Here is a 25,395-nt window from a genome sequence, read left to right as displayed (position 1 = left end):
GGCCTCCTCAGCGGACCTGGTCGAGGAGCTCGGCGCCCTGGGTCACCACCCGCTTGCCGGGTCCGATCCCCTCGGCCACCAGCAGGCGGGCGCCGTCGAGCGGCTCGACCCGCACGGGCCGCGCCTCGAAGCGCTCGGCGGTGGTGTGCTCGTAGACGACGTCCTGCCCGTTGCCGGTGCGCACCACGGCCGAGCGCGGCAGCGCCAGGCCGGCCTGCTCGGTCTCGGTCCCGGCCAGCACCGTGACGAACTGCCCGACGCGCAGGCCGGCGGCGTCGCCGAGGACCGCGAACTGCACCGGGATAGCCTGGTTGCGGTCGGCGAGCCCCGTGCCCTGGTAGGCGAGCTTGAGGGTCCGGCCATCCGCGAGCCGGGCGGTGGCGTTCTGCGCCGCGGTCAGCGCGTCGAAGCTGAGGGCCTCGACCCAGAGGCGGTTCGGGTCGACGATCTGGAACACCATCGCGCCGGGCGCGGCCATCTGCCCGGCCACGGCCGCGGCCTGCGCCACCACGCCGTCGACGGGCGCCACCAAGGTTTCGGGCTGCTGCCGGATCTTGTCGAGGGCGGCGCGGCGGTCGTGCAGGCCGTTCAGCTCCGCGACCGCGTCGTCGAGCTGGGTCTGGGCCACGGCGCCGGTGGTGGCGAGTTTTTTATAGCGCTCGACCCGGCGCTCGACGATGGCGACCTGCTGGTCGAGCTCGCCCTGCCGCTGGCGCATGTCGGAGACGTCGACGGCCTGGACCGGCGGCGTCACGGTCGCGAGCACGTCGCCCCTGCGCACCTTGGTGCCGAGGCGTGGGAAGAGGCCGGAGGGCGGTGGCGCGAGCCGGCCACCGACCGAGGACTGCACCACGCCGCTGGCGTTCGGGTCCGGGATGATGCGGCCCGGCAGCTCGACCGAGCGGTGGAAGCTGCCCTGCTCGGTCATGGTCGTTCGCAGGACGAGGAGCCGTTGCGTGGGCTTGGGCACGAACACGGAGCCGTCGGGCAGGCGCTGGGCGAGGTCAGCCGAGCCGGGGGCCCGCGCCTCGATCAGGGCGGCCCCCCGCATCGGCTCGCCGTGGTCCTCGTCGCCGTGCGCGAAGGCGGCGGTGCCGAGGATGAGGGTGATGCCGATGGCGAGCAGCGCCAGGGCGGGGGCGCCTCGGCGCCCGCGAACGACCGCGGTGACGAGCATGCCGAGCAGGAACGCGACGGCGACCGCCGCCACCAGCGTCGGGTCCTTGGCCGTCAGGCGCTCCCGGAGGCCGTGGGCGAACTCGGAGGCGCGTCCAAAGGCCGCTTGCGTCGGCGTCGGCTTGGCGGCCGCTGCGGCTGCCTGCGCGGCGGGATCGGGCACGGTGACCGCCACGGTCAACACGTCGACCGCATCCCCGGCCGTGACGGTCGCCACGAGCTCGTGCCGGCCGGGCTTCGCCAGCCAGGGCACCGGCAGCGCGTAGCCGCCCTCGGGCGTGGCCGCGGCGATCTTGGCCCCCTCCGGCGTCTCGACCTCGATGGTCGCGCCGGGCACCGGCTCGTTCGTCCGGAAGCGGTCGAGGAACAGCGTCAGGGTGCCGTCGCGCGGGATGGCGACGAGCTCGAAGGCGTCGGACAGCGCCTCGCCGCGCGGCGCGATGGTCTTGGTGACGGGCGGCGGCGCGGCGCCGTGGTCATGCCCTCGTGGGCGAGCGCGGGCCCCGCCAGGACGGCGGCAAGCAGCGCCACCGCCCCGGGGGCGGCGGCAAGACGGGTCGACATGAATGGGTATCCTCGCGTCGGGAAGTCCGGATGCACGCCGCGATGGCGGACGCAGTCCGGGCGTTGCGCGCCTCAGGCGCGCCTCACGTCACGCGAGGGTTCGTGGCGGCTTGGGCAGGGCCTCGGGGCCGACGCCCGGGCGGCCAGCGACGTCGTGCGGGATCAGCTTGGCAGTGCGGACCACGGGAAGTGACAGGGCCCCCGTGCCGGACATGATGCCCGACGCGCAACAGACCATGGTCCCGCAGCAGGAGCCCCTGCAGCCGGCCGGACAGCACCTACCGCCGGCGTCATTCGCTCGCAGCGAGGCCACCGGCTCGACGGCCGGCGCCTGAAGATCGACAGCGGTCCGGGGCCTCGCCGACGTCTTTACGACGCGCGAAGGGGCAGCGGAAACCGTGGTCTCAGCGATGGAGGGCGCCGCCTGGACATATGCCGCCGCGGCTTGGTGGCGGCCATGGTGCGCGTGGCCCTCGTGGGCCTGGACGGCGGACGGCGCGACGTAGGCGATGATCGCGAGGATCATCGCCGCCATCAGGCGCACGATTTGCCGGTCGGGGCTCATGAGGGCTGCTTACACCGTTTCCAGTGGCGGGACTATGTCGTCAGGGACGTGAATGCCGGCGTGCAGGTTTGGTTGCCGCGGCGGCGTTTCAAGGTGCCGCGGGCAACGGCTCGGCCGGGTAGCCGGCGGCCGTGATGGCCTGGGCGATGCGGTCGGCGAGGCCGCCGGCGCCCGAACCCGTCACGCGTTTGGCCCGCAGGTCGGCATTGACCCGAGCCCCGGACTCGACGCCGAGGACGGCGCGTGACGGCCTGGTCGCAGCCGCAACCCGGTTCCGAGACCCTGTATCGGGCCATGACGCTCTCCCCTCGGTGGCGTCCCGCTCAGATGGGGCTTCCCATAGTGGGAAGGTCAACAGGCTTTTCCGGGACAGGAGGTGAAAACCACAATTGATGGCTTTCCCTCGAAAAGACGCGCCACCCGAAGAAAGCCGCGCAAGCCGGGCTTTCCACCGAGTTCGCTGAGGCGTCGCATGAGCGCGGTCGCGCCGCCTGGCCAGGTCGGGGCCGAACCGGTCCAGCGATAGTCTCAGCCGCGCCCCTTGTCCTTCCGGTAATGGTCGCGAACGAGCTGACCCGGCGAGGGCTGCGCGACCATGGTGCCGCCGTACCCGGCTGCCTTGGCCAGGTTGATCGCATGATCTGCGCACTTGGCCGCGTATTCGCCTGCGCAAACCTCGTGGCCGTCCGTGTTCGTTGCGTAAACCAAGTAGGTGCGGTCGGGATTTGCCATGGTGTTTCGCCAGAATCGCAATCGACCGATTGTGAATCGAATCGAACGGTTTCGTCAAAATCGGATATCGGTCACGACGTGTATGACGGTCCGGGCGCAGCCGCCGCAGCCCATTTTCTCGACCCTGTAGCGGACCATGACGCCCTCCCGTCGGTGGCGTCCTACGCAGATGGGGCTTCCCCTGGTGGGAAGGTCAAGGGCCGCGGCGCCCGTCAGGCCGGCGCCCACACGGCAATCGTCGTCGCAGGCTCCTGGTGGCCGTGCCGGATGCCCTCCCAGCCGAGCCAGCCCGTGTAGAGGCCGACCAGGACGATCAGAGCCGCGGAGGCGTAGGGGGCCCGCCGGGCGAAGGCGTCGAAGCCCGACCAGCGGTTCGCCACGTGCCTCACGCTGAGCGCGGCCAGGATTCCGGCCGACACCATCGTGAGCGCCAGCCCGATGCTGAAGCACACGACGAGCGCGAAGCCGAGGCTGAACTGCTTGAGCTGGATGCAGAGCAGCAGCACCGTGATGGCGGCCGGGCACGGGATCAGGCCGCCCGTCAGGCCGAACAGCACGATCTGACCGGTGGTCACGGTGCGGCCCCCGAACCGTCGCCGGATGGCCTCGGCGTGCGCCCGGGCGTGTGCGTCGTCCTCGTCGCCCAGGTTCAGGTGGTCGTGTGCGTGGCCGTGCTCCTCGAACGCGACCTCGTGGATCTCCGCCCCGGCGGACCCATCGAGGTGCAGCCGTGCCCTGAAGGCATGCGGCTCCGGGATCTCCTCCATGCTCTCCAGGAAGTCGCCCCCACTCGCGAACGAGAATGCCTGGCGGGCACCGTCGGGTCGGACCGTCTCAAGGGTGACGCGCTGGGCCGGGGGCAGCACGCCCTTGACCCGGCTCAGGCGCCAGCGCGGCGGCACGCCGTCCTCGATGACCTCCAGCTGGAAGACGCCATCGCGGGCCATGATGCCGTGGCCCTCGGCGTCGTGGTGGTGGTCGTGGTGCTGCTCGCGCCAGGTGCGCCACGCCATCCAGAGCGCGATGCCGACGATGAGGACGGCCGAGGCGAGCTGGAAGTACGGCTCGGACGCCTCGCCGCCCCACGCCTGCCCCAGGTACTGGCCGCCGAGCGCGATCACCCAGACGACCGCCGTGTGCGAGAGCGTCGCCGCCAAGCCCAGCAGGACCGCCTGCAGGACGGTGCCGCGGACCGCGATGATGAAGGCGGCCATCATCGTCTTGGAGTGGCCGGGCTCCAGGCCGTGCAGGGCGCCGAGCAGGATCGCGCTCGGCACGAACAGCCAGGCGTGCGCGGTCCCCTGCTGCAGCAATTCGGGAAACGGGACCATGACGGGTCGCCCTCCTACTTCAGATAGGTCCGGACGACCTCGATGAGCTCGGCCGCGCCCTTGGCACGCTCCGGGTCGGGCTCGCGAGCGGGGTCGACGACGTGATGGCGGATGTGGTCCTCCATCAGCTCGGCGGTCAGCCCGTTGATGGCGCCCCGCATCGAGGCGACCAGCATCAGCACGTCGGTGCAGCCGATCTCCGCCTCCAGGGCGCGCTCGACGGCCTCGGCCTGCCCCTTGATCCGGCGCACGCGCGCCAGAAGCTTGGTCTTGTCCTTGACGGTGTGGGACATGGGTCGGCTCCCTTCGCTTCGTAATATAGGGGGCTACCCTATGTATGTCGAGCGAGAAGCCCGTTGCGGGCGAGGGAGGGCGTGCCGTGACGGAGAAGGATCCCTGCACCGGCGTCTGCCGGTTCGATGGCCGGTCGGGCTGGTGCGTCGGCTGCGGCCGGACCAGTTCGGAGATCAGGGCATGGCGTAAGATGACGCCCTGTCGGCGCACGGCGCTCGCGCGCGAATTGCCGCGCCGAGTCCGGCAGGCCAGCGGGGAGGGGGCCGCGCCCTGACCGAGCGCGCCGCCTTCGACGCGACCGACCACACTGCCCGCGTGAGCCTTGCCGATGACAGCGTTCCCGAAGGCGGGATGGTACGCTCCCATCCGGATGCGAAGGACGGGTATGCCGCGCCGATGCAGGTGATGGACGAGACCGGGACCGACCGAACCCTCCCTGCCTGACGCGGCCTGGATCGGGAACCGCATCCGGGCCTGGCGCGACGACCCGGGCGGCTCCCACCGGACCTGGTCCCTGTGGGAGGAGCGCATCGAGAACTTCCGCGCGATCCGACGCCGCCTCCAGGCCGTGGTCGAGGAGATCCGGGCCGACACCTTCGGCAACGCCTACCGCGGCTCGTGACTGGAGACGGGGGCCCACGCGATCGCAGAGCAGCGCCAGGTCTTCCACGGCGCCGACCACGCCTTCCTCTGGAAGCCGAAGCTGCGCATCCCGGACATCCACGAGGACGGCGCCAACCAGGTCGCCTTCGGGCGCTTCCTCGACGCCTGCCTGCGCGGCACCGCCGAGGCGCAGGTGCTCGCGGCCATCCAAGCGCTCGACCAGGCGGGGATCACGAGCCTCGGCCCGGCGGCGGCGAACCTGCTCTACTTCCTGCACCCGACCTGGGTGAGCCCGTTCAACACGGCCATCGTGAAGGGCTACAACGCGCTGACCGGGGCCAACGCGACACTCGGCAAGTGGGACGAGTCCCTCGCCATGGGCCCGGGGGATCGTCGCCCTCAACGCCAGCCACCGGACGCTCCTCTCGAACGATGACGGGGGCGTCGCCGGCTTCCTGTTCGACGTCGGGTCCGGCCGCTGCCCGAGCGCGACGGGGGCCGCGGCCCTGGCCCGCCGGCGGGCGGACCTCGACCGGGTGCGGGCGCAGGCCGCGAGCAAGGCGGACCACACCCACACCGAGATCCAGGGCTGGCTGCGGGACCTCGGCCTGGCCCTCGGCTTCGACGTCTGGATCGCCTCGAACGACGCCGGCCGTCCCTACGGCCCCGGCCGCCTGTCGGGCGGCTGCCTCAACCGCCTGCCCGAACGCCTGACCGCGAGCGGCTCGGCCGAGACGGTGCAACTCATCGACGTGCTCTGGCTGGGCAAGGCGGGCGGCGACGTCGCGGCGGCCTTCGAGGTCGCGCGCACCACGAGCATCTATTCCGGCATCGTGCGCATGCTCGACCTCGCCCTCGGCGTCGAGGGCGGGACCGCGCGCAACTTCTTCCGGGTGGCTCGGGACAACCGCGGGGACGACGTGCGCGCCCAGTTCGCCGGGCCGGCGTTCTCGCGCGTGGGCGACCTCGACCCGCGTTACCTGCCCTCCAGCGAATTGCGCGGGACCCGCGAGGCCATTGCCCGCCCCGTCCGCATCGCACGATGACGCGGTGCGAGCCTATCCCTGAGGCATCTCGGGCCGCCGCCCGGCGGCAGACCGAGCCCATGGGCCGCCCCTTCCGGAAACCACGGAGGATAACCGGGAGCGAGAGCCCAAAGACTTCCCTCGTAAAACGCCCTTGACCCCGTACTACGGTACGGACCTTAGGCTCACGGGGCGTTGGTGATGCCGGGGCAGCACATGCGGGATCCGACCATCGGGAAGGCGGCGCGGGAGGCCGGCGTCGGCGTCGAGACCATCCGGTTCTACGAGCGCCAGGGCTTGATCGCGCAGCCGGCCAAGGGGGCCGGCTATCGGACCTACCCGCCCGAGGTGATCGCCCGCATCCGCTTCATCCGGCAGGCCCAGAGGATCGGGTTCTCCCTCAAGGAGGCGCAGGAGCTCCTCGCCCTGCGCGCCGACCCGCAGGCCGACTGCGGCGACGTGCGGGCCCGGGCCCGGCACAAGATCGCCGAGGTGGACGCGAGGATCGCCGAACTCCTGCGCGTCCGCGCCGCCCTGGAGGCCGTGGTCGCCTCGTGCCCGGGCCACGGCGGGCTGGGTGGCTGCACCATCCTGGAAGCCCTCGACGAGGCACCGCCGGCACCGGCGGCGTGCCGATGCGGCGCGCCGAGAAAGAGGAAGACGCCATGAGGACGGTCACCCTGAAGGTCGAAGGCTGGCGGTGCGCCGCCTGCTCCGCCTCGGTCGGCTCTCTGTTGGAGGCTCATCCCGGCGTCCGCGGCATCGACGTCTCCTTCGACGAGGGACGCGTCCGCGCCCTCTACGACCCGGCGACCACCAGCGAGGACCGCCTCGTCGAGCTGATCGAGAAGCGCGGCTTCCAGGTCGTGGCCCGTACTTCGGCCTGATCCGGCCGGCTGGACATTCCTGGAGACGGACCGATGGCCGCAGCAACCCTCGACACCGACTTTTCCCTGTGGAGCGAGGAGCCGGCGAGCCGGCCCGACCGGGCGCGCATCCGTGCCCGGATCGGCGGCCTGCACTGCTCGCTCTGCACCGGAACCATCGAGAAGGCTCTGGGCAGCCAGCCCGGCGTCGACAAGGTGGCGGTCAGCCTGACCCACGAGCAGGCCCTCGTCGAGTACGACCCGGCGGTCGCGCGGCCGGCGGCGCTGCTGGGGATCCTGCGCGACATCGGCTACACCATCTCCGACCCGCGCAAGGTCCGGCCCTACGAGGAGGAGGAGCGCGATCTCGTGCGCGAGAGCCGCCGCTTCGTCGTGGCGGTCGCCCTGAGCGTCGCCTCCATTCCCATCATCGCGGATCCCACCCTCGGCTGGATCGGCTTCCTACCCGCCCTGGTCTGCCTCAGCCTCGGCGCGATGGTCTTCCTCGTCCTGCGGAAGACCAGCCTCCTCGCCGCGGCCGCCAGCACCACCGGTCTCGCAGTCCTGGCACTCGGCCTGCTCTACCTGAACCTCCAGGGCTACCTAACGGCCTCCGCTCCCTGGCTCGTCGCCGCGCTCGCGGTCGTGCTCGTCTTCGGGGTTGGGCGCCACATCCTGCACATGGCCGTCCAGGCCCTCCGCCGCGGCATCCTGAACCAGCACGTGCTGCTGGAAATCGGCGCCTTCGCGGGCATGCTCGGCGGCGTCATCGGGCTGGTTCTCGACCGGCCGGACTACCCGACGGCCCCGTTCTTCGCCGTCTCGGTCATGGTCGCGACCTACCACATCTTCTCCGAGTGGCTGTCCCTCATCGTCAAGACGCGCAGCTCCCAGGCCGTGAAGCGGCTCCTCGACCTCCAGCCGGAGACCGCCCGCGTGGTCCGGGACGGCCAGGAGCGGGATGTGCCGCTGGACGCGGTCGCAGTCGGCGACCTCGTCCGCATCCGCCCCGGGGAGCGCGTGCCCGTCGACGGCACGGTCGCGGGCGGCCGCTCCGCCGTCGACCAGGCCCTCGTCACCGGCGAGCCGATCCCGGTCGAGCGCGCGGAGGGCGACGCCGTCATCGGCGGCTCGATCAACGGCACCGGCACCCTGCTGGTGCGGGTAACCGCGGTGGGGGCCGGCAGCTTCCTGCAGAAGGTGGTGCGCGAGGTCGAGGACGCCCGCGCCCTCAAGCCTGGCCTGCTCCACCTCGTCGACCGCGTCCTGCAGGTCTACACCCCGACCGTGCTCGCGGTGGCCGCGCTGGCCTTCGTCGGCTGGCTCGCCGGTTCGTGGTTGGCGGGCGGCGAACCCGACATCGAGCGGGCCGTGTTCGCGGGCTTGAGCGTCCTGGTCATGGGCTATCCCTGCGCCGTCGGGATCTCGGCACCGCTCTCCATCGTGCGGGGGTCCGGCGAAGCCGCCGAGCACGGCATCCTGATGCGGACCGGCGAGGCCTTCCAGGGCTATCGCCTCGTTGACACCGTCGTCTTCGATAAGACCGGGACCCTCACCGAGGGCCGGCCCGCGGTCCGCGAGGTCGAGGCGTTCTCCGGGAGCGAGGCCGATCTCGTCGCCGTTGCCGCCGCGGCCGAGGCCTCGTCCGAGCACCCGCTCGCGCAGGCGGTGGTCAAGGCCGCGTTCGCTCGCGGCGCCGTGCCCCCGGACGTGACCTCGTTCGAGGCCGTCCCGGGCAAGGGCATCGTCGCCCAGACCGAGGCGGGCAACGTCCTGGTCGGCAGCCCGGCCTTCCTCGCCGGCCACGGCATCGATCTCGCGCCCGCTTCAGCGCGCATCCTGACCCTGGAGGGGGCCGGGCGCACCGTCATCGTGGTCAGCCGGGACCATCGCCTGCTGGGTCTGCTCGCGCTCGACGACAGCCTGCGGTCCGACGCGGCGCAGGCGGTCGCGGCCTTGCGGGCTGAGGGCGTGAGGACGGTCCTGCTCACCGGTGACAACGAGCGGGCCGCCCGCCGGATTGCCGCCGAGGCGGGCATCGACGAGGTCCACGCGGGGGTGATGCCCGACGGCAAGGCGGAGACCGTGCGGCGCCTCCAGGCGACGGCCAAGGTCGCGATGGTCGGCGACGGCATCAACGACGCGCCCGCCCTGATGCAGGCCGATGTCGGCATCGCCATGGGCGGGGGCACCGACATCGCCATCGAGGCCGCCGACATCATCATCCTGTCGAACCGCCTGGCCGCGCTGCCGCTCGCCCGCCGCATCAGCCGGCGCAGCTACGCCAAGATGCTCCAGAACGTCTGGCTCGCCTTCGCCTTCAACGGCCTCGGCATCCCGATCGCCGCGACCGGCCTCATCAACCCGATCTGGGCCATGGTCGCCATGGCGGTGAGCGTCACCGCGATCTTCCTCAATTCCCTCTGGGGCCAGCCCGGACTGTTCCTGGGGGCGATCACGAGCGTCGGCAGCCTGCCCGGGACGAACGGGCTCGCCATCGAAGGAGGTCGGCGATGAGGTTCCTGATTTCTTCGAGCGGGGCGGCCGCACTGGCAGCTCTCCTCCTGGGACCGGTGGGGCCTGTTCGGGCCCAAGAGGACACGCCGGCCACGTCACGCCGCGGCTCCGATCTGAAGGTCGCGACCCTCCCGGTGGAAGGCATGGTCTGCCTCTCCTGCGCCGCCTCGATCAAGCGTGCGGTCCGGAAGGTGGACGGGGTGACCGACGCGGAGATCGATTTCGTCGGCCGCACGCTCCGCGTCACCTACGCCGCCGGCCGACCCCTCCTGCTCGGTCGCGTGCGGACGGCCGTCGCGGGCCTCGGCTACACCCCCGGTCCTCCCGTGGTGGCGCCGTGACGCTCGAACATCTCGTCCGGCCCCTGGCGACCGGCGCCGGCGGGCCGGCCGCCCTCTGGATCGCGTTCCTTGCCGGGGTCCTGGCCAGCGCGGTCTGCCCCTGCACCCTGCCGGTCGGGCTCGGCCTGGCCAGCGTCGCCGGGGCCTCGGAGGCGGGGTCCCGCCGCGCCGGCCTGCAGGTGGCCGGGTCCTTCTTCGCCGGAATCGTCCTGAGCCTCGCCGCCCTCGGCTCCGCGGTGGGACATCTCGGCGCGCTCGCGACGGAGGCGTTCGGCCGGAGCTGGGCCCTGCTCATGGCCGGCGTCTCGCTCGCGGCGGCGCTGCTCGCCTTCTGGTGGCCGCGCCTGCGCACCCGAGCGCTGACGGCCTGGCGCCACCCCGGCCTGCTCGGCGCCTTCGCCTACGGCGTGGTGTTCAGCGTCGGCACCTCGGCCGCGCCGCTGTTGCTGCTGCTCACGGTGGCGGCCGCGGAGGGTCGGGACGGGCGCGGCGTCGTCCTCGCCCTCGCCTTCGGCCTCGGTCGGGGCCTGCCCTTCCTCGCCGCCGGTGCGGCCGGGAGCGCGGTCACCCGCCTGGCCCGCCTCGGCGTCTGGGGCCGAGCCCTGCAGCTCCTCAGCGGCGCCGCCCTCCTACTGGTCAGCGCCTACTACGCGCGGGTCTACGCGGACCTGCTCTGAACCCCGGAGACCTCATGAGCGACGAAACCGCCTTTCTGACGGAGGTCACCCTCTCCGTGCCAACCATGTTATGCGACGGCTGCGCCGAGACGGTCCGTGACCTGCTGATGGCCATTCCGGGTGTCCGGCAGGCGAGGGCCAGCGCCTGGCGTAAGCACGTCGCCGTTCGCTTCGAGCCGTCCCGCGTCGGACCCGCGGAGATCCGGTCGGCGCTCGCCAATGGCGGGTTCGACGGCGCCGAGGTACAGGCATGATCCCCGGAACGGCGGAACCCGCGGAGGCTGACCGCGAGCGCCTCCTCCGCGTGCTCGCGGCAGCGGCGTTCGTGATCTTCTTTCAGGCGTTCATGGTCGCGCCGGTCCTGCCGCAGTTGGCGCAGGGGTTCGGCGTCTTGCCCGAGCGTGTCGGGCTCATCGTTCCGGCCTATTTGATTCCGTACGGCGCGGCGACGCTGGTCTACGGGCTGCTGGCGGACCGCCTCGGCGTCTGGCGCGTCATGGCGGGTTCCCTGGCCGCCTTCGCTGCGCTGACGGCCCTGACAGCCACGGCGAGCTCGGTCGGGCAACTCGCCACGTGGCGCTTCCTGACCGGCCTGGGGGCGAGCGGGGTCGTCCCCCTCGGCCTCGTTCTCGTGGGCCGGCTCTTCCCCTACGAACGACGCGGGCGCCCCTTGGGATGGCTGTTCGGCGCCATGGCCGGCGGCATGGCTTTCGGGTCGACCTTCGGCGCCCTGCTCGAACCGGTCGCCGGATGGCGCGGCCTCTTCCTGACCGTCGGCGCCGCCGGGGGCGCGCTCCTGCTCGTCCTTGCGCCGTCACGGGGGATCATCCCGGGCGCCACGGCGATCGGGACACGGCTGCCCGACCTGTTCCGCGGCTATCGCGACCTCCTGCTCATCCCACGCGGACGCCGCACCTATAGCTTCGTCCTGCTCAACTCGATGTTCCACTCCGGCGTGTTCACCTGGCTCGGCCTGTACTTCGAGCAGCGATACGGGCTCGGTCCCGTCGGGGTCGGCCTTGCGCTCCTCGGCTACGGCATCCCGGGCTTCCTCCTGGGGCCTGTCATCGGCCGCATCGCGGACCGGCGAGGGCGCGGCCGCCTGCTCCCGGTCGGGCTGCTCCTGGGGGCCTTCGCGGCGGCAGCTCTGACCCTCGACGCGCCGCTTCTCCTGGCTGCGGCGGCGGTAACGGTCCTGTCGCTCGGCTACGACATGACCCAGCCGCTGCTCGCCGGCGTCGTCACCGCGCTCGGGGGCCAACGTCCGGGGCAGGCCATGGGGCTCAACGTCTGCCTGCTGTTCACCGGGTTCGGGCTGGGAAGCCTGCTCTTCGGCGGATTGCTCCGCTTCGGGTTCGGGACGACGCTCGCGCTGTTCGCGGCGGCGGAACTGGCGCTGGCCGCAACTGCCGTGCGTCTCTTCAGGCCCGAGACGCCGTCCGTCGAAGGAGGACGCCCCTGAGCACGCCAACACCCGAATTCGAGGAGGATACCCTCGACACCGTCATCCTCTCCGCATTCCGGCAGGCGCGCCGCGAGGGACATCGCGACGCGGCCGAGCACCTCATGCGCGCCCTGGAGGCCCTCGCCGGCGCGGCCGACCCGTCGTCGGCATCGGCCTGCGTGGCCGAGGCATGCCTTGGCTTCGCGGACGAGCAGGGCACGGGACGCGCTTCCCCGACGTATGGAAGTCGATCGAGGCAGCCGCATTGAGCCTCGACGGTCCGTTCTCGTCCCGGGGCGGCAGGGTCTCTGAGGCGGAACGCGTCGGAGCGGAGCCGTGCCCCGCATTCGACACCTCTTAAGGCCGGGACGGCCCACCAGCCCAGTTTGAGGTGACCGCGGACGGCCCAACCGGCGCCGGCGGGCCGCTCGGGTGCACCGAGTCCCGCTGCGCAAGCGGAGCAGGAGCGTACCGTGCAGGAGGGCCCCGGTGCAGAGCCCCTGGAAGCGCTGGAGCGGCTCCGCCATCCTCGCTGCCGCTGCGCCGTACACGCGCTGGTTTGCCAAGCCGCGGACCTGCGCGAGCGTCGGGGACTCTCGGCCGGGCGAGGCGAAGCCCCAGGGGCGGGTGTCGCGGCCTCGTCGACGATCAGCGACGTGGACGTGCCTGTCACGAAGGCGGCGCCGCGGGACTCCGTCCGGCTGCGACGGCGCAGCCGGGTGCAAGCCACGCCCCCGCTCTCCGAGGCCGCCTGCCTTCACCTGCTCGTCGAGAACGCAGCCGTTCAGAGCATGTATCCGATGTCGGATGCTCCGGTTGGGTAGGCGAACATCGTCGTTTTCAGGTCTTCGGCCGTGAGACCATGCCGGATCGCCAGGCCGAAGATGTTGATGACCTCATCGACGTGGGGGCCGACCAAGTGCGCACCGAGCACGCGGTCGGTGTCCTCGTCGACCAGAACCTTGAAGCCGTAGGTGGGCTCGGCGACGCGCCGGGCCGTGTACCAGCCGGACACCCTCTGGCTCCGCAGGCGGAACCTCAAGTTCCTCTGCCGCGCCTCTGCCTCGCTCAGCCCGACGCTCGCGATCGGGGGGATAGTGAAGGCGACGCTCGGGACGCCGCGATAGTCAGGCCGGTACTGATTGCCCTCGATCATGTTCCGCACGGCAACCTTGGCGTCGTGGCTCGATACCGGCGTGAGGGGCGGCCCCGTCCGGGCGGCGTCGCCTGCGGCGTAGACGGCAGGGTTCGATGGGCTCTGCAGGAACGCGTTGAGCCTGAGATGCCCGCGCTCGTCCCGCGCGACGCCGGCGGCATCGAGCTGCAGCGGCTCCAGATCCGGGATTCGGCCCGCGGCGTGGACCACGAGGTCGGCCTCCATCGCCTCCTCGGCGCCGGTCTCGGACCGCGTCAGGACCGTGTACCCGTGCCCCGCCTTCTCGACCCGCACGACGGCGCGCCGCGTCCGCACGTCGATCCCCGCCTCGTGGAAGCTCTCCATGAGCCAACCGACGAGCTCGGGGTCGAACTGGGTCAGGAGGCGCTCGCCACGCTGCAGGATCGCGACGCTCGCGCCCGCCCGGGCCGCGATGTGCGAGAACTCGGCCGCGATGTAGCCACCCCCGACCAGGATGATACGAGGCGGGAGCTCCTCAAGCTCCAGGAACTCCTCGTTGGTGACGAGGTGCTCGGCGCCGGGAAAGGGGAGCGGCGCTGGGCGGGCTCCGGCCGCGATCAGGATGTGCCGCGCCTCGCAAACGCCCTCGCCCGCGATCGCGACCGCGTTCCGACCCACGAAGCGGGCTTGGCCGTGAAAGGCGTCGATGCCCTTCCCGGCGTAGTTCCTCGCCTGCTTCTCCGGGATCGGGGCCGTGAAGGTGCGCTTGAACGCCATGAGCTCCGGCCAGGACATCCGAGCCTCGGGCGCGACCACCCCGCGGGTGCGCATGCGGCGGATGTCGTCCATCACCTGGGCGCCGGTCACCAGCATCTTCTTGGGGTCGCATCCGCGCAGGGCGCAGGTGCCGCCGAAGGGCCGGAAGTCGGTCACTGCGACCTTACGGCCGGCGGCCGAGGCCCGATTGCTCGCGACCATGGCCGCCGTGCCACTGCCGATGATGATCAAGTCGTAGCTTCCAGCCATCTCGTTCACCCAGACTTGCGAGGGATGTCCTGCTCACCGGCAGCTCCTCTTCGGTCGCGAGCCCTGCCGGGACGGCCCGCATTGCGCGCGCAGGTGGCGCAGCACCGTCGGAGGTGTCAGCCGAAGCCGACCCGCCCGAGCGCTGCAAGGGCACCTGCGGCCGCCGGTTCGTACGGAGCCACGGAGGCCAGTGGCACGTCGGACGGAAGATGGATGGATGGGCAAGCCACAGCGGACGAGGGCAAGCGCGGCGAAGGCGAGGAAGGTGGCGACTCCCGCGCTCGCGCCGGTTCCGGGATATTGCCCACCTCACGCGAAGGGCCGCGAGCGGACAGCATGGAACCTCCCCGAACAGGTCGGCAGCCAGACAGGCGCAAGCGGGCCCCGGCTCGGCTTGGTGCCTCGGACGAGCCCGCGTCTGACCCGACCGGCGACAGAAGATGGGCCGATGGCCGCACGCACGATGGTCAACAAACCTGGAGCAGCTTCAGGTTTCCGCCGGGCCGGAAGTTTCTTCGGTTCCGTATCGGCCAGAGGTGAATGCGAAGTTCGGTCTGGATTGTCGAACAGGCTCGGCGGCGTCTGCCCGCGAACCTATCGGCCGGCCTCGGAGGGTGCCGGTTTGAGCGCGCTCGCTGCTGGCGGTCACGTGTGGAGCAGGCCGTCGGCCACCTGAGGCGGCGGGAAGCCGCCGGCCGCGTGCCCGAAGCATACGGCCGGCGGATGCAGGCGTCACGAGTCCTCGTCCTGGAACAGCGTCTCCATGATCGGACAGTCGGGTACGAGGCCGCCGATACAGGCCGCGGTCATGTCCTTCAGGACGCGCTCCATCCGCCGGAGGTCGGCGATCTTCGCCCGCACCGCGATCAGTTGGCGGTCGGCGACGCCCTGGACTTCCCCGCAGGTGACCGCGTGGCGGTCGACGAGCGTCAGCAGCGCCCGGATGTCCTCGACGCTGAACCCGAGCTCGCGGGCCCGGCGGATGAAGGTCAACCTCTGCCGGTGAGCTCGATCGTAGATCCGCTGGTTCCCGGCCGTCCGGGGCGGTGCCGGCAGGAGCTTGACCTTCTCGTAATACCGGATCGTCTCGATGTTGACGCCGGTTCCCTCAGAAAGCGCCCCGATGGTCAGGGCAGCGCGTCCGCGCGACGCAGGAACGATGCCCATGCAAATCTCCTTGAACCTGTAGTCGCTACAGATGCTAGCCCCTCCAAGGTGGGAGGGAAAGCCGTGTTGAAATTCTCCTTGATTGCCCGCGTCCCCCAGGCCTTGCGCAGGCATGCCCGGAGTGTGATCGACGAAATCTCGCGCTTCCGCCTCCGGCCGCTGCGCCTCGGGAGCCTTCCGGTCGTCCTGGCCCTGACCGGCCCGGCGCACGCCGGCGACGTGGGGCTCTTCGCGCTCCCGATCCCCGACAGCTACCCGGAAAGCGTGGCCGTCGGACCCGGTGGCACCATCTGGTTCACGGAGAAGCAGGGCAACAGGATCGGGCGGCTCGCTCCCGACGGCGAACTGACCGAATACCCCATCCCGACCCAAGACAGCCGCCCACAGGCGATCGTGGCCGGTCCGGACGGCGCCCTGTGGTTCACGCAGAACCGCGGCAACAAGATCGGGCGCATCACGCCTGCGGGCGTGATCACGGAATATCCGGTCCCGACGCCCGAGAGCTACCCGTTCGGCCTCACGACGGGGCCCGACGGTGCCCTGTGGTTCACGCTGTCGGGCACGAACCGGATCGGCCGCATCACGGCCGAGGGGAGGATGAGCGAGTTCAGCCTCGCCAAGACCCTGACGCCTTACGGCATCACGCTCGGGCCCGACGGCAATCTCTGGTTCACGGGCTTCAACAGCAACACGGTCGGCCGGATCACACCGGCCGGCCAGGTTGCGGAGTTCCCGCTGCCGACCCCAGATAGCGCCCCGCAAAATATCGTTTCCGGTCCGGACGGCGCCCTGTGGTTCACCGAGGCTGCGGCGGATGCCATCGGTCGGATCACGACAGACGGCAGCGTGACCGAGTTTACGCTCGCATCGTGCGCGCCTGGTTCCGTTTCCGAGGACGGCCACCCTGCCCGTTGTACGGGCACGAGGTCTCCCTGCGGCATCGCGGCCAGCAGCGACGCGCTGTGGGTGACGCAGCATTGTGGCGGACGGCTCAGCCGTCTGTCCCCGGGCGGACGGCTCAGCGAGATCGGTCTGGGCGGCCTCAAGGCACCGAACGGGATCGCAGTCGATCCGGACGGCGCCGTCTGGTTCGCCCTCGCCCGCTCGAACGGGATCGGGCGTCACCGGCCCGAGGGCGGCAACCGGTGAGCGACTCTCGGGTCTTCGCCGGGTCGTGGACGGGGCCGCAGGTCCGCCGGCGGCGACCCGGCACGGGCAAGACCGAGGGCGACGCATGTTCCACTCTGGCGAGACCATCGCCCGCGAGGAATGCGCCGCGCTATTGCCACGCTTCGGCGGCGCCGGGCTGCTTCCGGCCGTTGCCACCGACGCGGGCTCCGGCGCCGTCCTGATGCTGGCCTGGATGAAGGCCGCCGCGCTCCACAGGAGCATCGAGACCGGTGAGGCGTGGTTCTGGAGCCGGTCCCGGCAGCGCCTCTGGCACAGGGGCGCGACGAGCGGGCAGGTCCAACACGTCCAGGAGATCCGGGTGGACTGCGGCCAGGACGCGATCTGGCTGAGGGTTCGCCTGGCCGGTCGAGCAGGGTCCTGTCACACCGGCCGCTCCAGCTGCTTCTACCGTCGCGTGGTGACCGGGCCGGACGGGCCGATCCCTCATCCTGGACCCGATCCCACCGGGGCAGCCCGCAGAGCCGTCCCGAGGCCGGAGCGAGGAACACGTGAACGGCCCAAATCAGCGCTTGCACCTGTAGTCGCTACAGGTTGCACAATCCGGACATCGAAAGGATCCCACATGGACAAGTTGGTTGGCACGGCTCCATGCGAGAGCACGGTCGCACCGCGCAGCGAGGCCGAAGGGGACGGGCAGAGGATCGCTGCCGTCGGCGGCATCCTCGCCGCGCTCGGAGCCTCCTCCTGCTGCATCCTGCCCCTCGCACTCTTCAGCCTCGGCGTCAGCGGGGCCTGGATCGGCAACCTGACCGCGCTCGCGCGCTACCAGCCCGTCTTCATCGCCGCGGCGGTGGCGTTCCTTGGCTTCGGGTTCTGGCGGGCCTACCGCCGGCCGGCGGCCTGCGCGGATGCCGGCGCGTGCGCGCGGCCCGGCTCGGGCCGTCTCGCCAGGATCGGGCTGTGGATTGCCGCCGCACTCGTCCTGGCGGCCGTGACCTTCCCCTACACCGCCCCCCTGTTCGTCTGACCCTCACCGTCCTTACCCAGGAGATCACTATGAAGATCTTGCTTCGCGCCCTCATCGCCGGATCGGTTCTGGCGCCGGCCGGTGGCGCCTTCGCCGCCCCGCGCACGGCCATTCTCGACGTCCAGAACGTGAGCTGCGTCACCTGCGCGCCCATCGTCAAGAAGACGTTGTCGCGCCTCGACGGGGTGACCCAGGTCACGGTCGTCGAACGTGGCGGCACGGCCACGGCCACCGTGACCTTCGACGACGACAAGGTCACGGCCGAGGCCCTGTCCGGGGCGGCCACCAACGCCGGGTACCCGTCCTCCGTGAAGGAGGTGAGGAACGCGGCCGCCGACATCACCGGCAGCCCCGCTCAGGCGCGCTGACGAGGCCCGGGACATCATTCTGGCGACCGCCATCTCCTTCGAGCCGGCGCCTGCCCGGCCGCGCCCTGGCGCGCGACGCCCATCCCGGTGGCCGTCCCAGGATCGGGCGGTCTCGCGGCCGGGGCCACCGGGGCCGACGGTGTCCCGGTCCCGCCAATCCTCGTCCTGGGCAGCTCAGCCGGGATCAAGCCCGATCGGTTCAACACCTCCACGCGTCCGGCGGCATCCGAGTGCCGCGGCGCGGACGAACACACACGGAAGCTGAGATCATGAGCGATTGCTGCAGCACCCCGCGCGGGAACAACGGCAGCGGCCCCTACGACCTCGTCGTCGTCGGCGCCGGTTCGGCCGGGTTCTCGGCCGCGATCACGGCCGCCGAGCAGGGCGCACAGGTCGCCCTCATCGGGCACGGCACGTTGGGCGGCAGCTGCGTGAACGTGGGCTGCGTCCCCTCGAAGGCCCTGATCCGGGCCGCGGAGACCGTGCACCATGCCAACACCGCGGGCGGCCGGTTCGCGGGCATCCAGGCCCAGGCTCGGGTGACCGACTGGCGCGCCCAGGTCGCCCAGAAGGACGCCCTGGTGCAGGGCCTGCGCCAGGCGAAGTACGCGGACCTCCTGCCGGCCTACAACAACGTGTCCTACCACGAGGGTCGCGCGCGCCTCGTCGCCGGCGGGGTCGAGGCAGGGGGCCGGCATTTCGCGGCGAATCGCATCCTCATCGCCACGGGCACGCGCCCGGCCATGCCGAACATTCCCGGCCTTGCCGACGCCTCGCCCCTCGACAGCACCGCGGCGCTTGCCCTCACCGAACTTCCGCGCTCGATGATCGTCCTCGGCGGCGGCTACATCGGCGCGGAGCTTGCGCAGACCTTCGCGCGGGTCGGGGTCGCCGTGACGCTCGTCTGCCGCAGCCGGCTCCTGCCCGCGGCGGAGCCGGAGATCGGGGAGGCCCTCGCCGGCTATCTGGCCGGCGAAGGCATCGCCGTTCTGGGCGGCCTGTCCTACGAGGCCGTGGACAGGACGGAGGGTGGCGTGAGCCTTACGTTCTGGCGGGACGGCCGCCGGGAGACCGTCACGGCCGAGCGGATCCTGGCGGCGACCGGGCGCACCGCGAATACCGAGGACCTCGGTCTCGCCGACGCGGGTGTCGCCCAGACGCCGACGGGCGCCATCGTGGTCGACGACCGCATGCGCACCTCGAAGCCGGGCATCTACGCTGCCGGCGACGTCACCGGGAAGGACCAGTTCGTCTACATGGCGGCCTACGGCGCGAAACTGGCCGCCAAGAACGCCCTCAACGGCGACAGCCTGCGCTACGACAACAGGGCGATGCCGGCCGTGGTGTTCACCGACCCTCAGGTCGGAAGCGTCGGCCTCACCGAGGTGCAGGCCCGGGCGGCCGGGTACGACGTGCGCACCTCGGTGCTCACGCTCGACAACGTGCCCCGCGCGCTCGCGGCGCGCGACACGCGCGGGCTGATCAAGCTCGTGGCGGATCGCGCGACCCGGCAGCTGTTGGGAGCGCATATCCTGGCCCCCGAGGGCGCGGACAGCATCCAGACGGCGGCGATGGCCATCCGCGGCGGGCTGACCATCGACGCGCTCGCGGAGACGATCTTCCCATACCTGACCACCGTCGAGGGTCTCAAGCTCGCGGCCCAGACCTTCGACAGGGACGTCAGGAAATTGTCCTGCTGCGCCGGTTAACCGGGATGCCCAGGATCCGCAGGGGGATGTCTTCCGACCTGCAGGCGAGACCGCAGCGTTCTGCCGTCGAGATCAGGCCGGGCGTGCTCCGCCCGGAATGGTCGGCCGCTGTCTCGCCTGGCGCGCGGGCCGCGCTCGCCCGGCGACGGCTGCGCGGTCCAGCTTGATCGAGGCGTAAGCGCGTCCGCTGGAGGCCGATGAGGATCGGCTCTGGCGCGCCGTCCGCCGCCTCTACGCGGCACGGGGACGTCCACCCTGGCGCCATCGCCGCCACGGTGGGCGTCGCCGAGGATCATGCGCGAGCCCGCCTGGGACGCTTGCGGCGGCGGGACCTGATCGGCCTGGAGCCCGCGACGGCGGTCATCCGGTACGCGTACCCGTTCTCACGCGTCGCGACAGGCCACCGGGCCTTGCTCGGTGGGCAGTCCCTCAATGCCCTCTGCGCCATCGATGCCGCCATCGCAAGGAGAGGGGAGAACCGTGGCAGACCGGGCGGTCTCCGGCGGGTTAAGTCGGCCGGAACGCCTGCACCACGGCCGGATCCGTCTCGATACGCGCTGCCCCGATCAGGTCCAGGCAATACGGGATGGCCGGGAATACGGCGAGCAGGCTGACGCGGATGGACGAGGGACGCCCGGGACAGTTCACGATCAGCGCCTTGCCGCGCAGGCCCGCCGTCTGCCGCGACAGGATGGCGGTCGGCACCTGATCCAGGCCGCGCCGCCGCATCAGTTCGCCGAAGCCGGGCATCATCCTGTCGCAGGCGGCCTCGGTACCCTCGGGGGTGAGGTCGCGGGGCGCCGGCCCCGTCCCGCCGGTGGTCAGGACCAGGTCACAGTGCGCGTCGTCCACGAGCCGGATCAGGGCGTCACGCACGCTCTCGACGCCGTCCGGCACGGTGCGCGCGACCGCCTCCCAGGGAGAGGTGCGGATTCCGACGGAAGCCGGCCACCCATTCCGACGCGAAGCCGGCCAACGTTCCGATTTGATGTCGGCCACTCGGTAGCCGGCATCGGCTATGGCGCATCCCCGCGGGTCAGCAACCGCGGCATCCCAGTCCTCGACCACGAGGAGGATGGGATGCCGGCCAGGAGAGAGCTGACCATGCGACAGATCAAACAGATGCTGCGGCTCGCCCACGACGGGGTGAGCGCGCGTGAGATCGGGCGAACGCTGGGCATCGCCCGCTCGACCGTGCAGGACAACCTCGGCCGAGCCACCGCCGCCGGCCTGACCTGGCCGCTCGACGCCGAGGTCACGGACGCGGTGCTGGAGCAGCGCCTGTTCGCCCGGGCCGGCGTGAAGCAGGGCATGCGCCGCCTGCCCGAGCCGGACTGGCCCTGCGTCATCCGGGAGATGCGCCGGTCCGGGGTCAACCTGACCGTGCTCTGGGAGGAGTACCGGGAGACCCATCCAGACGGCTACGGCTACTCCCGGTTCTGCGATCTCTACAGGGAGTTCGAGCGCCGGCTCACCCCGGTGATGCGCCAGCACCATGCCGCCGGCGACAAGGTCTTCGTCGATTACTCCGGCAAGAAGATCGAGATCGTCGATCCCACCACTGGCATCGTGCGCGAGGCCGAGATCTTCGTGGCGGTGCTGGGCGCGTCGAGCCTGACCTACGCCGAGGCGACCTGGACCCAGACGCTGCCCGACTGGATCGGCGCGCATGTCCGCCTGTTCCGCTTCCTCGGCGGCGTCCCCCGCCTCGTCGTGCCCGACAACCTCAAGAGCGCCGTTCACAAAGCCTCGTTCTACGATCCAGAGATCAACCGCTCCTATGGGATGATGGCCGACCATTACGGCGTCGGCATCCTGCCGGCCCGGCCACGCAAGCCCCGCGACAAGGCCAAGGTCGAGGCCGGCGTGCGCTTGGCCCAAACCTACATCCTGGGGCGGCTTCGGCGACAGACGTTCTTCTCGCTCGCCGAATGCAACGCCGCCATCGCCACGATGGTCGAGCGTATCAATGCCCACCCGATGCGCAGGCTCGGCACGACCCGACGCGCCCTGTTCGAGGCGATCGAGCGAGCGGCGCTCCGTCCCCTGCCGGCGGAGGACTACGCCTTCTCCGAATGGCGGCTGGCCCGGGTCAACCTCGACTACCACGTCGAGGCGGCCGGCTTCCTGTACTCGGTGCCCCACGCCCTGATCCGCGAGCAGGTCGACCTCCGCATCACGGCGCGCACCATCGAGGTGTTCCACCGCGGTCAGCGCGTCGCCGCCCATGAGCGCCGTTATGCCGGCCGGCGACACGGCACCGATCCCGAGCACATGCCGAGCGCGCATCGGCGCTACGCCGAGTGGAGCCCCGAGCGCTTCCGGCGCTGGGCACGCGGTATCGGCCCGGAGACCGAGGGGCTCGTCGTCGCCATCCTCCACGACCGTCCGCATCCAGAGCAGGGCTTCCGTACCTGCTTAGGCATCCTGCGCCTCTATCGCGGGCTCGACCCCGGCCGGGCGGAGGCCGCCTCGGCCCGCGCGGTCGCCATCGGCGCACTCACCTACAAGAGCATCGCCTCGATCCTCAGCCTGGGCCTCGACCGCACCGCGCCGTCTGCCGAGGCCGCTCCCGTCCTGCTCCACCCCAACCTGCGCGGCCCGCGCTACTTCCACTGACGGAGACGACGATGCTCACTCATCCCACCCTCGATCTCCTGCGCGAACTCGGCCTGACCGGCATGGCCTCTGGCTACAGAGCGCTCGACGCCAACCCGGAAGCCGGCGCGCTCTCGCACGCCGAGTGGCTCGGGCTCCTGCTCGAACACGAGGCCACCGCCCGCCGGCAGAAGCGCTTCGAGACCCGCGCACGGGCCGCCCGCCTGCGCCACCCTGCCAGCATCGAGGATGTCGACTACCGCAGCCATCGTGGCCTCGACCGCGCGCTGTTCCTCAAGCTCGCCACCGGCGACTGGATCCGGACCCGGCGCAACCTCGTCATCACCGGCCCCTGCGGCGTCGGAAAGAGTTGGCTGGCCTGCGCGCTGGGACACAAGGCTTGCCGGGACGACCTCTCGGTTCTGTACTATCGGGTCCCGCGCCTGTTTGCGGCCTTGAGCCTCGCCCGCGGCGATGGCCGATACGGCAGGCTGCTGCGCCAGATCGCCCGTGTGAACCTGCTGATCCTCGACGACTGGGGCCCCGAACCGCTCCTACCCGAGCAGGCGCGGGACCTCCTCGAGATCATCGAGGATCGCTACGACACTGGCGCGACCCTGATCACCAGCCAGGTACCGGTCGACCGCTGGTACGAGATCATCGGCATTCCGACGCTCGCCGATGCCGTCCTCGACCGGCTGCTTCACAACGCGCACCGGATCGAGCTCGCCGGCGAGAGCCTGCGCAAACGAAAGGCGGCCGAGCAAGCCGCTTGACCGCCTGAACCAACCTCGTGATCTTCCACCCAGACCCGCGGGAGCGCCTCCGCCACCGGCCGGCTTCAGATCGGAACGGTGGCCGGCTTCGCCTCGGAATGACGGCCGGCTTCAAATCGGAATCCCCGGCCGGCTTCGTCGGAATACGCAGGAGAGGCGAGGATTTCCGCCAGGACGGCATGCATGGCCGGCCCGCTCGCGTCCGCGTAGCCGCCTGAGCTCGCACGGTCCGAGACCGTCAGAATGCCGATCCGCGCCGGGCGGGCCGATGGGGTCATGAGAGGCCGTCTCCAAACTTCAGGTGCGGCAGAGCCTCGTCACGCAGGCGAGCCGCTGGTCGGGCGCGAGGGTACCGCTCCATGGCTCCGGTGCTTCCGTCCGCGTGAACGGCGCCGCCCCTGCGGTATCACCGTCGCCGTCGTTGAACGTGACATCGCGTTTCGGGATCTCCGCATAGGACGGCCTGACACCCCAGGATCGCGCGGCCGGGGTGTGCCGGCGCGCCGCCCGAGCCAGGCGCTTGCCAGACATATCAGCACATGGCAATATGATGAGATGATCGGTACCGCAAGCCCCTCGGTCGGGGCCGGTCGGAAGGAGCCATTCGGCACTCATGATCCCGTTTCGCCTCGCCCTCATCGGGTTGCTCGCCTCCGCTCCGGCCGTCGCTCAGGGTCAGTCCGGCATCCTGAGCGCGGAGCAGCGGCCGGCCATCGAAGCGGTCATCAGGGAGTATCTGCTGAAGAACCCGGACGTGGTTCAGGAGGCCTTGACCGAGCTTGAGCGCCGCCAGCAGGAGGCGCAGAAGGCGACACAAGCTGTCGCACTGCGCGAAGCGCGCGGTAAGCTGGTCAACTCCGCAAACGATTACGTTATCGGCAATCCGGCCGGCGACGTCACGCTCGTGGAGTTTTTCGATTACAATTGCCCGTACTGTCGAAAGGCGAGAAGCGATGTGGACGCCCTGGTCAAGAGCGATCCGAAGCTGCGGGTGGTCCTCAAGGAGTTCCCGGTTCTCGGGGCGGCCTCGACCGACGCCAGCCGCGTCGCAATCGCCGCGAAGCGGGGACTGCCCGCAGGCAAGCTCCGAGAGTTCCATGACAAGCTGATGGAAACGCGAGGCCGCGCCGATGGGGAACGCGCCCTCGCGGTCGCCAAGGACTTCGGGCTCGATCCCGGGAAGCTGCGGAAGGACATGCAGGACGAGGCGGTCGCGACCGTGCTCCGGGAGAATGCCGCCCTGGCCGACCAGCTCGGCATAACGGGGACCCCGGCGTTCGTCCTCAACGACGGCATCATCGCGGGCGCGGTGGGCGTCGAAGCGCTGCAGCGGGCCATCGCGAACATCCGCGAATGCGACAGGGCTTCGTGCTGACCGTCATGCATCCCAGCGCCCGCCAGGCCCCATTCCGCAGACCGGGCGAGCCGCATCCAAGCATCTGCCGAGGAAGCGAATTGCGATGAACCGACGCGGAGCACTTCGGCTGCTGTTGATAGCCTCGGCCTCGGCAACCGTGAAGCCGGCCCTTGCACAAAACGTATCGGCCCGGGAACTCGCCGAGGCGGGGCCGCTCGGGGATGTCGTGCTCGGGTCGCCGGACGCCAGGGTGACGATTGTCGAATACGCGTCCCTGACATGCGGCCATTGTGCGGCATTTCACCGAGAGACGTACCCGGAGCTGAAGCGGCGCTACATCGACACGGGGAAGGTGCGCTTCATCCTGCGCGAGTTTCCGCTGGACCCCCTGGCGACCGCCGGATTCATGCTGGCCCGCTGCAAGGGCCATGCAAGCTATTACCCGGTCACCGATCTACTCTTCGATCATCAGAAGGACTGGGCTTTCACTGCCAAGCCCCTGGACGATCTGCAGGCGATCCTGCGGCAAGCTGGGTTTCAACAAGAAAAATTCGAGTCCTGCCTCAAAGATCAGAAGTTATACGCGTCGGTCAGCGCCGTGAGGCGGCGCGCCACCGAGACCTTCAAGGTGAGTTCAACGCCGACTTTTTTCATCAACGGACAAAGGTACGCTGGGAACCTTTCGATGGAGGACATCGAAAAAATCATCGCCCCCATGCTCGGTTCCTGAGGGGGCGAACCCGTCCGGGCGCTCGTCCCCACCCCTCCGCACGGTTTCGTGAATGGCCCCGAATACCCCTGCCCGCCGCATCGGCGCCCAGAAACACGCGGGTGTGACGCACCGCACGGCGACACCGGATCCGAGCGCCCGGCCGCGGGACCTGCGCGACCCGGGCGGCGCGGTCGCGCTGCGCTTGCCGGAAGCAGGGCCGGCCGGCACCGCACGGGGTGTCGCCCCGATACCGGCCCCGCGCGCGGAGGCCG

26 protein-coding genes and 2 pseudogenes are annotated in these 25,395 nt (G+C 70.9%); 19 read left to right on the top strand and 9 right to left on the bottom strand.

Annotated features, from left to right (window positions below; translation table 11 throughout):
• Positions 1–7: 7 nt before the first annotated feature.
• From MFF21_RS07265 to MFF21_RS07240, 5 genes and pseudogenes are all read right to left on the bottom strand, one after another.
• A pseudogene (locus tag MFF21_RS07265) lies at positions 8–1,740 on the bottom strand (efflux RND transporter periplasmic adaptor subunit).
• 88 nt (positions 1,741–1,828) lie between these two features.
• Positions 1,829–2,305: a hypothetical protein gene (locus MFF21_RS07260; RefSeq protein ID WP_012752950.1), complete on the bottom strand. Its 477-nt coding sequence runs from the start codon at positions 2,303–2,305 to the stop codon at positions 1,829–1,831.
• Between the two features lie 528 nt (positions 2,306–2,833).
• On the bottom strand, positions 2,834–3,037 hold the full coding sequence (locus MFF21_RS07250) for a hypothetical protein (protein WP_009865907.1): 204 nt from the start codon (positions 3,035–3,037) through the stop codon (positions 2,834–2,836).
• 212 nt (positions 3,038–3,249) lie between these two features.
• A complete protein-coding gene (locus tag MFF21_RS07245) occupies positions 3,250–4,368 on the bottom strand; it encodes a nickel/cobalt efflux transporter (RefSeq protein ID WP_012752951.1) in 1,119 nt (372 codons plus the stop codon).
• Positions 4,369–4,382: 14 nt separating this feature from the next.
• A complete protein-coding gene (locus tag MFF21_RS07240; protein WP_009866592.1) occupies positions 4,383–4,661 on the bottom strand; it encodes a metal/formaldehyde-sensitive transcriptional repressor in 279 nt (92 codons plus the stop codon).
• A 44-nt stretch (positions 4,662–4,705) separates the two neighbouring features.
• Here MFF21_RS07240 and MFF21_RS07235 point away from each other — a divergent pair, with 44 nt between their 5' ends.
• The 10 genes from MFF21_RS07235 to MFF21_RS07190 all read left to right on the top strand — a co-directional run bounded on the left by MFF21_RS07235 (position 4,706) and on the right by MFF21_RS07190 (position 12,153).
• A complete protein-coding gene (locus MFF21_RS07235; RefSeq protein ID WP_012752952.1) occupies positions 4,706–4,936 on the top strand; it encodes a DUF1289 domain-containing protein in 231 nt (76 codons plus the stop codon).
• A 522-nt stretch (positions 4,937–5,458) separates the two neighbouring features.
• Complete coding sequence (locus tag MFF21_RS24180; protein WP_009866593.1) at positions 5,459–5,701, top strand: hypothetical protein; 243 nt, start codon at positions 5,459–5,461, stop codon at positions 5,699–5,701.
• Between the two features lie 100 nt (positions 5,702–5,801).
• Positions 5,802–6,311: a type II restriction enzyme NmeDI-related protein gene (locus MFF21_RS24175; RefSeq protein WP_238231528.1), complete on the top strand. Its 510-nt coding sequence runs from the start codon at positions 5,802–5,804 to the stop codon at positions 6,309–6,311.
• A 180-nt stretch (positions 6,312–6,491) separates the two neighbouring features.
• Positions 6,492–6,959 carry a MerR family DNA-binding protein gene (locus MFF21_RS07220; protein ID WP_238310506.1) on the top strand — a complete coding sequence of 156 codons (468 nt, stop codon included), beginning with the start codon at positions 6,492–6,494 and terminating at the stop codon, positions 6,957–6,959.
• Entirely contained in the window at positions 6,956–7,177 is a 222-nt protein-coding gene (locus tag MFF21_RS07215) for a heavy-metal-associated domain-containing protein (protein ID WP_043766175.1), read from the top strand. Before MFF21_RS07220 ends, MFF21_RS07215 begins: the two co-directional genes overlap by 4 nt.
• A 33-nt stretch (positions 7,178–7,210) precedes the next feature.
• The gene (locus MFF21_RS07210) at positions 7,211–9,673 is read left to right on the top strand and encodes a heavy metal translocating P-type ATPase (protein WP_012752954.1); all 2,463 of its coding nucleotides are present in this window, start codon (positions 7,211–7,213) and stop codon (positions 9,671–9,673) included.
• Positions 9,670–10,014, top strand: coding sequence for a heavy-metal-associated domain-containing protein (locus tag MFF21_RS07205; RefSeq protein WP_012752955.1), 345 nt, complete (start codon positions 9,670–9,672; stop codon positions 10,012–10,014). Before MFF21_RS07210 ends, MFF21_RS07205 begins: the two co-directional genes overlap by 4 nt.
• Positions 10,011–10,691: a cytochrome c biogenesis CcdA family protein gene (locus tag MFF21_RS07200; RefSeq protein WP_009866213.1), complete on the top strand. Its 681-nt coding sequence runs from the start codon at positions 10,011–10,013 to the stop codon at positions 10,689–10,691. Before MFF21_RS07205 ends, MFF21_RS07200 begins: the two co-directional genes overlap by 4 nt.
• 14 nt (positions 10,692–10,705) lie before the next feature.
• Positions 10,706–10,945, top strand: coding sequence for a heavy-metal-associated domain-containing protein (locus MFF21_RS07195; RefSeq protein WP_012752956.1), 240 nt, complete (start codon positions 10,706–10,708; stop codon positions 10,943–10,945).
• A complete protein-coding gene (locus MFF21_RS07190; protein ID WP_012752957.1) occupies positions 10,942–12,153 on the top strand; it encodes an MFS transporter in 1,212 nt (403 codons plus the stop codon). Before MFF21_RS07195 ends, MFF21_RS07190 begins: the two co-directional genes overlap by 4 nt.
• Positions 12,154–12,919: 766 nt before the next feature.
• On the opposite strand, the gene MFF21_RS07185 is transcribed toward MFF21_RS07190, so the two are convergent.
• Entirely contained in the window at positions 12,920–14,278 is a 1,359-nt protein-coding gene (locus MFF21_RS07185) for a dihydrolipoyl dehydrogenase family protein (RefSeq protein WP_012752959.1), read from the bottom strand.
• A 732-nt stretch (positions 14,279–15,010) separates the two neighbouring features.
• The gene (locus MFF21_RS07180; RefSeq protein ID WP_012752960.1) at positions 15,011–15,445 is read right to left on the bottom strand and encodes a MerR family transcriptional regulator; all 435 of its coding nucleotides are present in this window, start codon (positions 15,443–15,445) and stop codon (positions 15,011–15,013) included.
• A 66-nt stretch (positions 15,446–15,511) separates the two neighbouring features.
• Here MFF21_RS07180 and MFF21_RS07175 point away from each other — a divergent pair, with 66 nt between their 5' ends.
• The 5 genes and pseudogenes from MFF21_RS07175 to merA all read left to right on the top strand — a co-directional run bounded on the left by MFF21_RS07175 (position 15,512) and on the right by merA (position 19,680).
• Entirely contained in the window at positions 15,512–16,594 is a 1,083-nt protein-coding gene (locus MFF21_RS07175; protein ID WP_050772662.1) for a Vgb family protein, read from the top strand.
• 85 nt (positions 16,595–16,679) lie between these two features.
• Positions 16,680–17,057 (top strand): annotated as a pseudogene (hisI, locus tag MFF21_RS07170) (phosphoribosyl-AMP cyclohydrolase); the annotation flags it as partial.
• Positions 17,058–17,198: 141 nt separating this feature from the next.
• Complete coding sequence (locus MFF21_RS07165) at positions 17,199–17,603, top strand: mercuric transporter MerT family protein (RefSeq protein WP_009865694.1); 405 nt, start codon at positions 17,199–17,201, stop codon at positions 17,601–17,603.
• Between the two features lie 29 nt (positions 17,604–17,632).
• Entirely contained in the window at positions 17,633–17,971 is a 339-nt protein-coding gene (locus MFF21_RS07160) for a cation transporter (RefSeq protein ID WP_012752962.1), read from the top strand.
• A 269-nt stretch (positions 17,972–18,240) separates the two neighbouring features.
• A complete protein-coding gene (gene merA / locus MFF21_RS07155; protein ID WP_012752963.1) occupies positions 18,241–19,680 on the top strand; it encodes a mercury(II) reductase in 1,440 nt (479 codons plus the stop codon).
• A gap of 507 nt (positions 19,681–20,187) precedes the next feature.
• Here merA and mog read toward each other — a convergent pair.
• Positions 20,188–20,670 carry a molybdopterin adenylyltransferase gene (mog, locus tag MFF21_RS07150; RefSeq protein ID WP_308445656.1) on the bottom strand — a complete coding sequence of 161 codons (483 nt, stop codon included), beginning with the start codon at positions 20,668–20,670 and terminating at the stop codon, positions 20,188–20,190.
• A gap of 114 nt (positions 20,671–20,784) precedes the next feature.
• Between mog and istA the strand changes: the two genes are divergently transcribed.
• Together istA and istB are read left to right on the top strand one after the other, a co-directional pair.
• On the top strand, positions 20,785–22,299 hold the full coding sequence (gene istA, locus MFF21_RS07145) for an IS21 family transposase (RefSeq protein WP_142582431.1): 1,515 nt from the start codon (positions 20,785–20,787) through the stop codon (positions 22,297–22,299).
• 11 nt (positions 22,300–22,310) lie between these two features.
• Positions 22,311–23,054: an IS21-like element helper ATPase IstB gene (gene istB, locus MFF21_RS07140; protein WP_012606268.1), complete on the top strand. Its 744-nt coding sequence runs from the start codon at positions 22,311–22,313 to the stop codon at positions 23,052–23,054.
• Between the two features lie 65 nt (positions 23,055–23,119).
• Here istB and MFF21_RS24050 read toward each other — a convergent pair whose 3' ends face one another.
• Positions 23,120–23,332 carry a hypothetical protein gene (locus MFF21_RS24050; RefSeq protein ID WP_308445654.1) on the bottom strand — a complete coding sequence of 71 codons (213 nt, stop codon included), beginning with the start codon at positions 23,330–23,332 and terminating at the stop codon, positions 23,120–23,122.
• 335 nt (positions 23,333–23,667) lie between these two features.
• Here MFF21_RS24050 and MFF21_RS07130 point away from each other — a divergent pair, with 335 nt between their 5' ends.
• Together MFF21_RS07130 and MFF21_RS07125 are read left to right on the top strand one after the other, a co-directional pair.
• Positions 23,668–24,429: a DsbA family protein gene (locus MFF21_RS07130; protein ID WP_012752965.1), complete on the top strand. Its 762-nt coding sequence runs from the start codon at positions 23,668–23,670 to the stop codon at positions 24,427–24,429.
• A gap of 85 nt (positions 24,430–24,514) precedes the next feature.
• Positions 24,515–25,141 (top strand): DsbA family protein, encoded by a 627-nt coding sequence (locus MFF21_RS07125; protein WP_012752966.1) that lies wholly within the window; start codon positions 24,515–24,517, stop codon positions 25,139–25,141.
• Positions 25,142–25,395: the final 254 nt, after the last annotated feature.

This window comes from Methylobacterium organophilum (genome assembly GCF_022179465.1).
Lineage (GTDB): Bacteria > Pseudomonadota > Alphaproteobacteria > Rhizobiales > Beijerinckiaceae > Methylobacterium > Methylobacterium organophilum.
This window is presented reverse-complemented; position numbering and strand designations above follow the sequence as displayed.

What these genes read in the sequence shown, in the direction of transcription:
- MFF21_RS07260 (WP_012752950.1), bottom strand. Translation starts at nt 2,305, where the DNA reads ATGAGCCCCGACCGGCAAATCGTGCGCCTGATGGCGGCGATGATCCTC.
- MFF21_RS07250 (WP_009865907.1), bottom strand. Translation starts at nt 3,037, where the DNA reads ATGGCAAATCCCGACCGCACCTACTTGGTTTACGCAACGAACACGGAC.
- MFF21_RS07245 (WP_012752951.1), bottom strand. Translation starts at nt 4,368, where the DNA reads ATGGTCCCGTTTCCCGAATTGCTGCAGCAGGGGACCGCGCACGCCTGG.
- MFF21_RS07240 (WP_009866592.1), bottom strand. Translation starts at nt 4,661, where the DNA reads ATGTCCCACACCGTCAAGGACAAGACCAAGCTTCTGGCGCGCGTGCGC.
- MFF21_RS07235 (WP_012752952.1), top strand. Translation starts at nt 4,706, where the DNA reads ATGTCGAGCGAGAAGCCCGTTGCGGGCGAGGGAGGGCGTGCCGTGACG.
- MFF21_RS07220 (WP_238310506.1), top strand. Translation starts at nt 6,492, where the DNA reads ATGCCGGGGCAGCACATGCGGGATCCGACCATCGGGAAGGCGGCGCGG.
- MFF21_RS07215 (WP_043766175.1), top strand. Translation starts at nt 6,956, where the DNA reads ATGAGGACGGTCACCCTGAAGGTCGAAGGCTGGCGGTGCGCCGCCTGC.
- MFF21_RS07210 (WP_012752954.1), top strand. Translation starts at nt 7,211, where the DNA reads ATGGCCGCAGCAACCCTCGACACCGACTTTTCCCTGTGGAGCGAGGAG.
- MFF21_RS07205 (WP_012752955.1), top strand. Translation starts at nt 9,670, where the DNA reads ATGAGGTTCCTGATTTCTTCGAGCGGGGCGGCCGCACTGGCAGCTCTC.
- MFF21_RS07195 (WP_012752956.1), top strand. Translation starts at nt 10,706, where the DNA reads ATGAGCGACGAAACCGCCTTTCTGACGGAGGTCACCCTCTCCGTGCCA.
- MFF21_RS07190 (WP_012752957.1), top strand. Translation starts at nt 10,942, where the DNA reads ATGATCCCCGGAACGGCGGAACCCGCGGAGGCTGACCGCGAGCGCCTC.
- MFF21_RS07185 (WP_012752959.1), bottom strand. Translation starts at nt 14,278, where the DNA reads ATGGCTGGAAGCTACGACTTGATCATCATCGGCAGTGGCACGGCGGCC.
- MFF21_RS07180 (WP_012752960.1), bottom strand. Translation starts at nt 15,445, where the DNA reads ATGGGCATCGTTCCTGCGTCGCGCGGACGCGCTGCCCTGACCATCGGG.
- MFF21_RS07165 (WP_009865694.1), top strand. Translation starts at nt 17,199, where the DNA reads ATGGACAAGTTGGTTGGCACGGCTCCATGCGAGAGCACGGTCGCACCG.
- MFF21_RS07160 (WP_012752962.1), top strand. Translation starts at nt 17,633, where the DNA reads ATGAAGATCTTGCTTCGCGCCCTCATCGCCGGATCGGTTCTGGCGCCG.
- merA (WP_012752963.1), top strand. Translation starts at nt 18,241, where the DNA reads ATGAGCGATTGCTGCAGCACCCCGCGCGGGAACAACGGCAGCGGCCCC.
- istA (WP_142582431.1), top strand. Translation starts at nt 20,785, where the DNA reads ATGCGACAGATCAAACAGATGCTGCGGCTCGCCCACGACGGGGTGAGC.
- istB (WP_012606268.1), top strand. Translation starts at nt 22,311, where the DNA reads ATGCTCACTCATCCCACCCTCGATCTCCTGCGCGAACTCGGCCTGACC.
- MFF21_RS24050 (WP_308445654.1), bottom strand. Translation starts at nt 23,332, where the DNA reads ATGACCCCATCGGCCCGCCCGGCGCGGATCGGCATTCTGACGGTCTCG.
- MFF21_RS07130 (WP_012752965.1), top strand. Translation starts at nt 23,668, where the DNA reads ATGATCCCGTTTCGCCTCGCCCTCATCGGGTTGCTCGCCTCCGCTCCG.
- MFF21_RS07125 (WP_012752966.1), top strand. Translation starts at nt 24,515, where the DNA reads ATGAACCGACGCGGAGCACTTCGGCTGCTGTTGATAGCCTCGGCCTCG.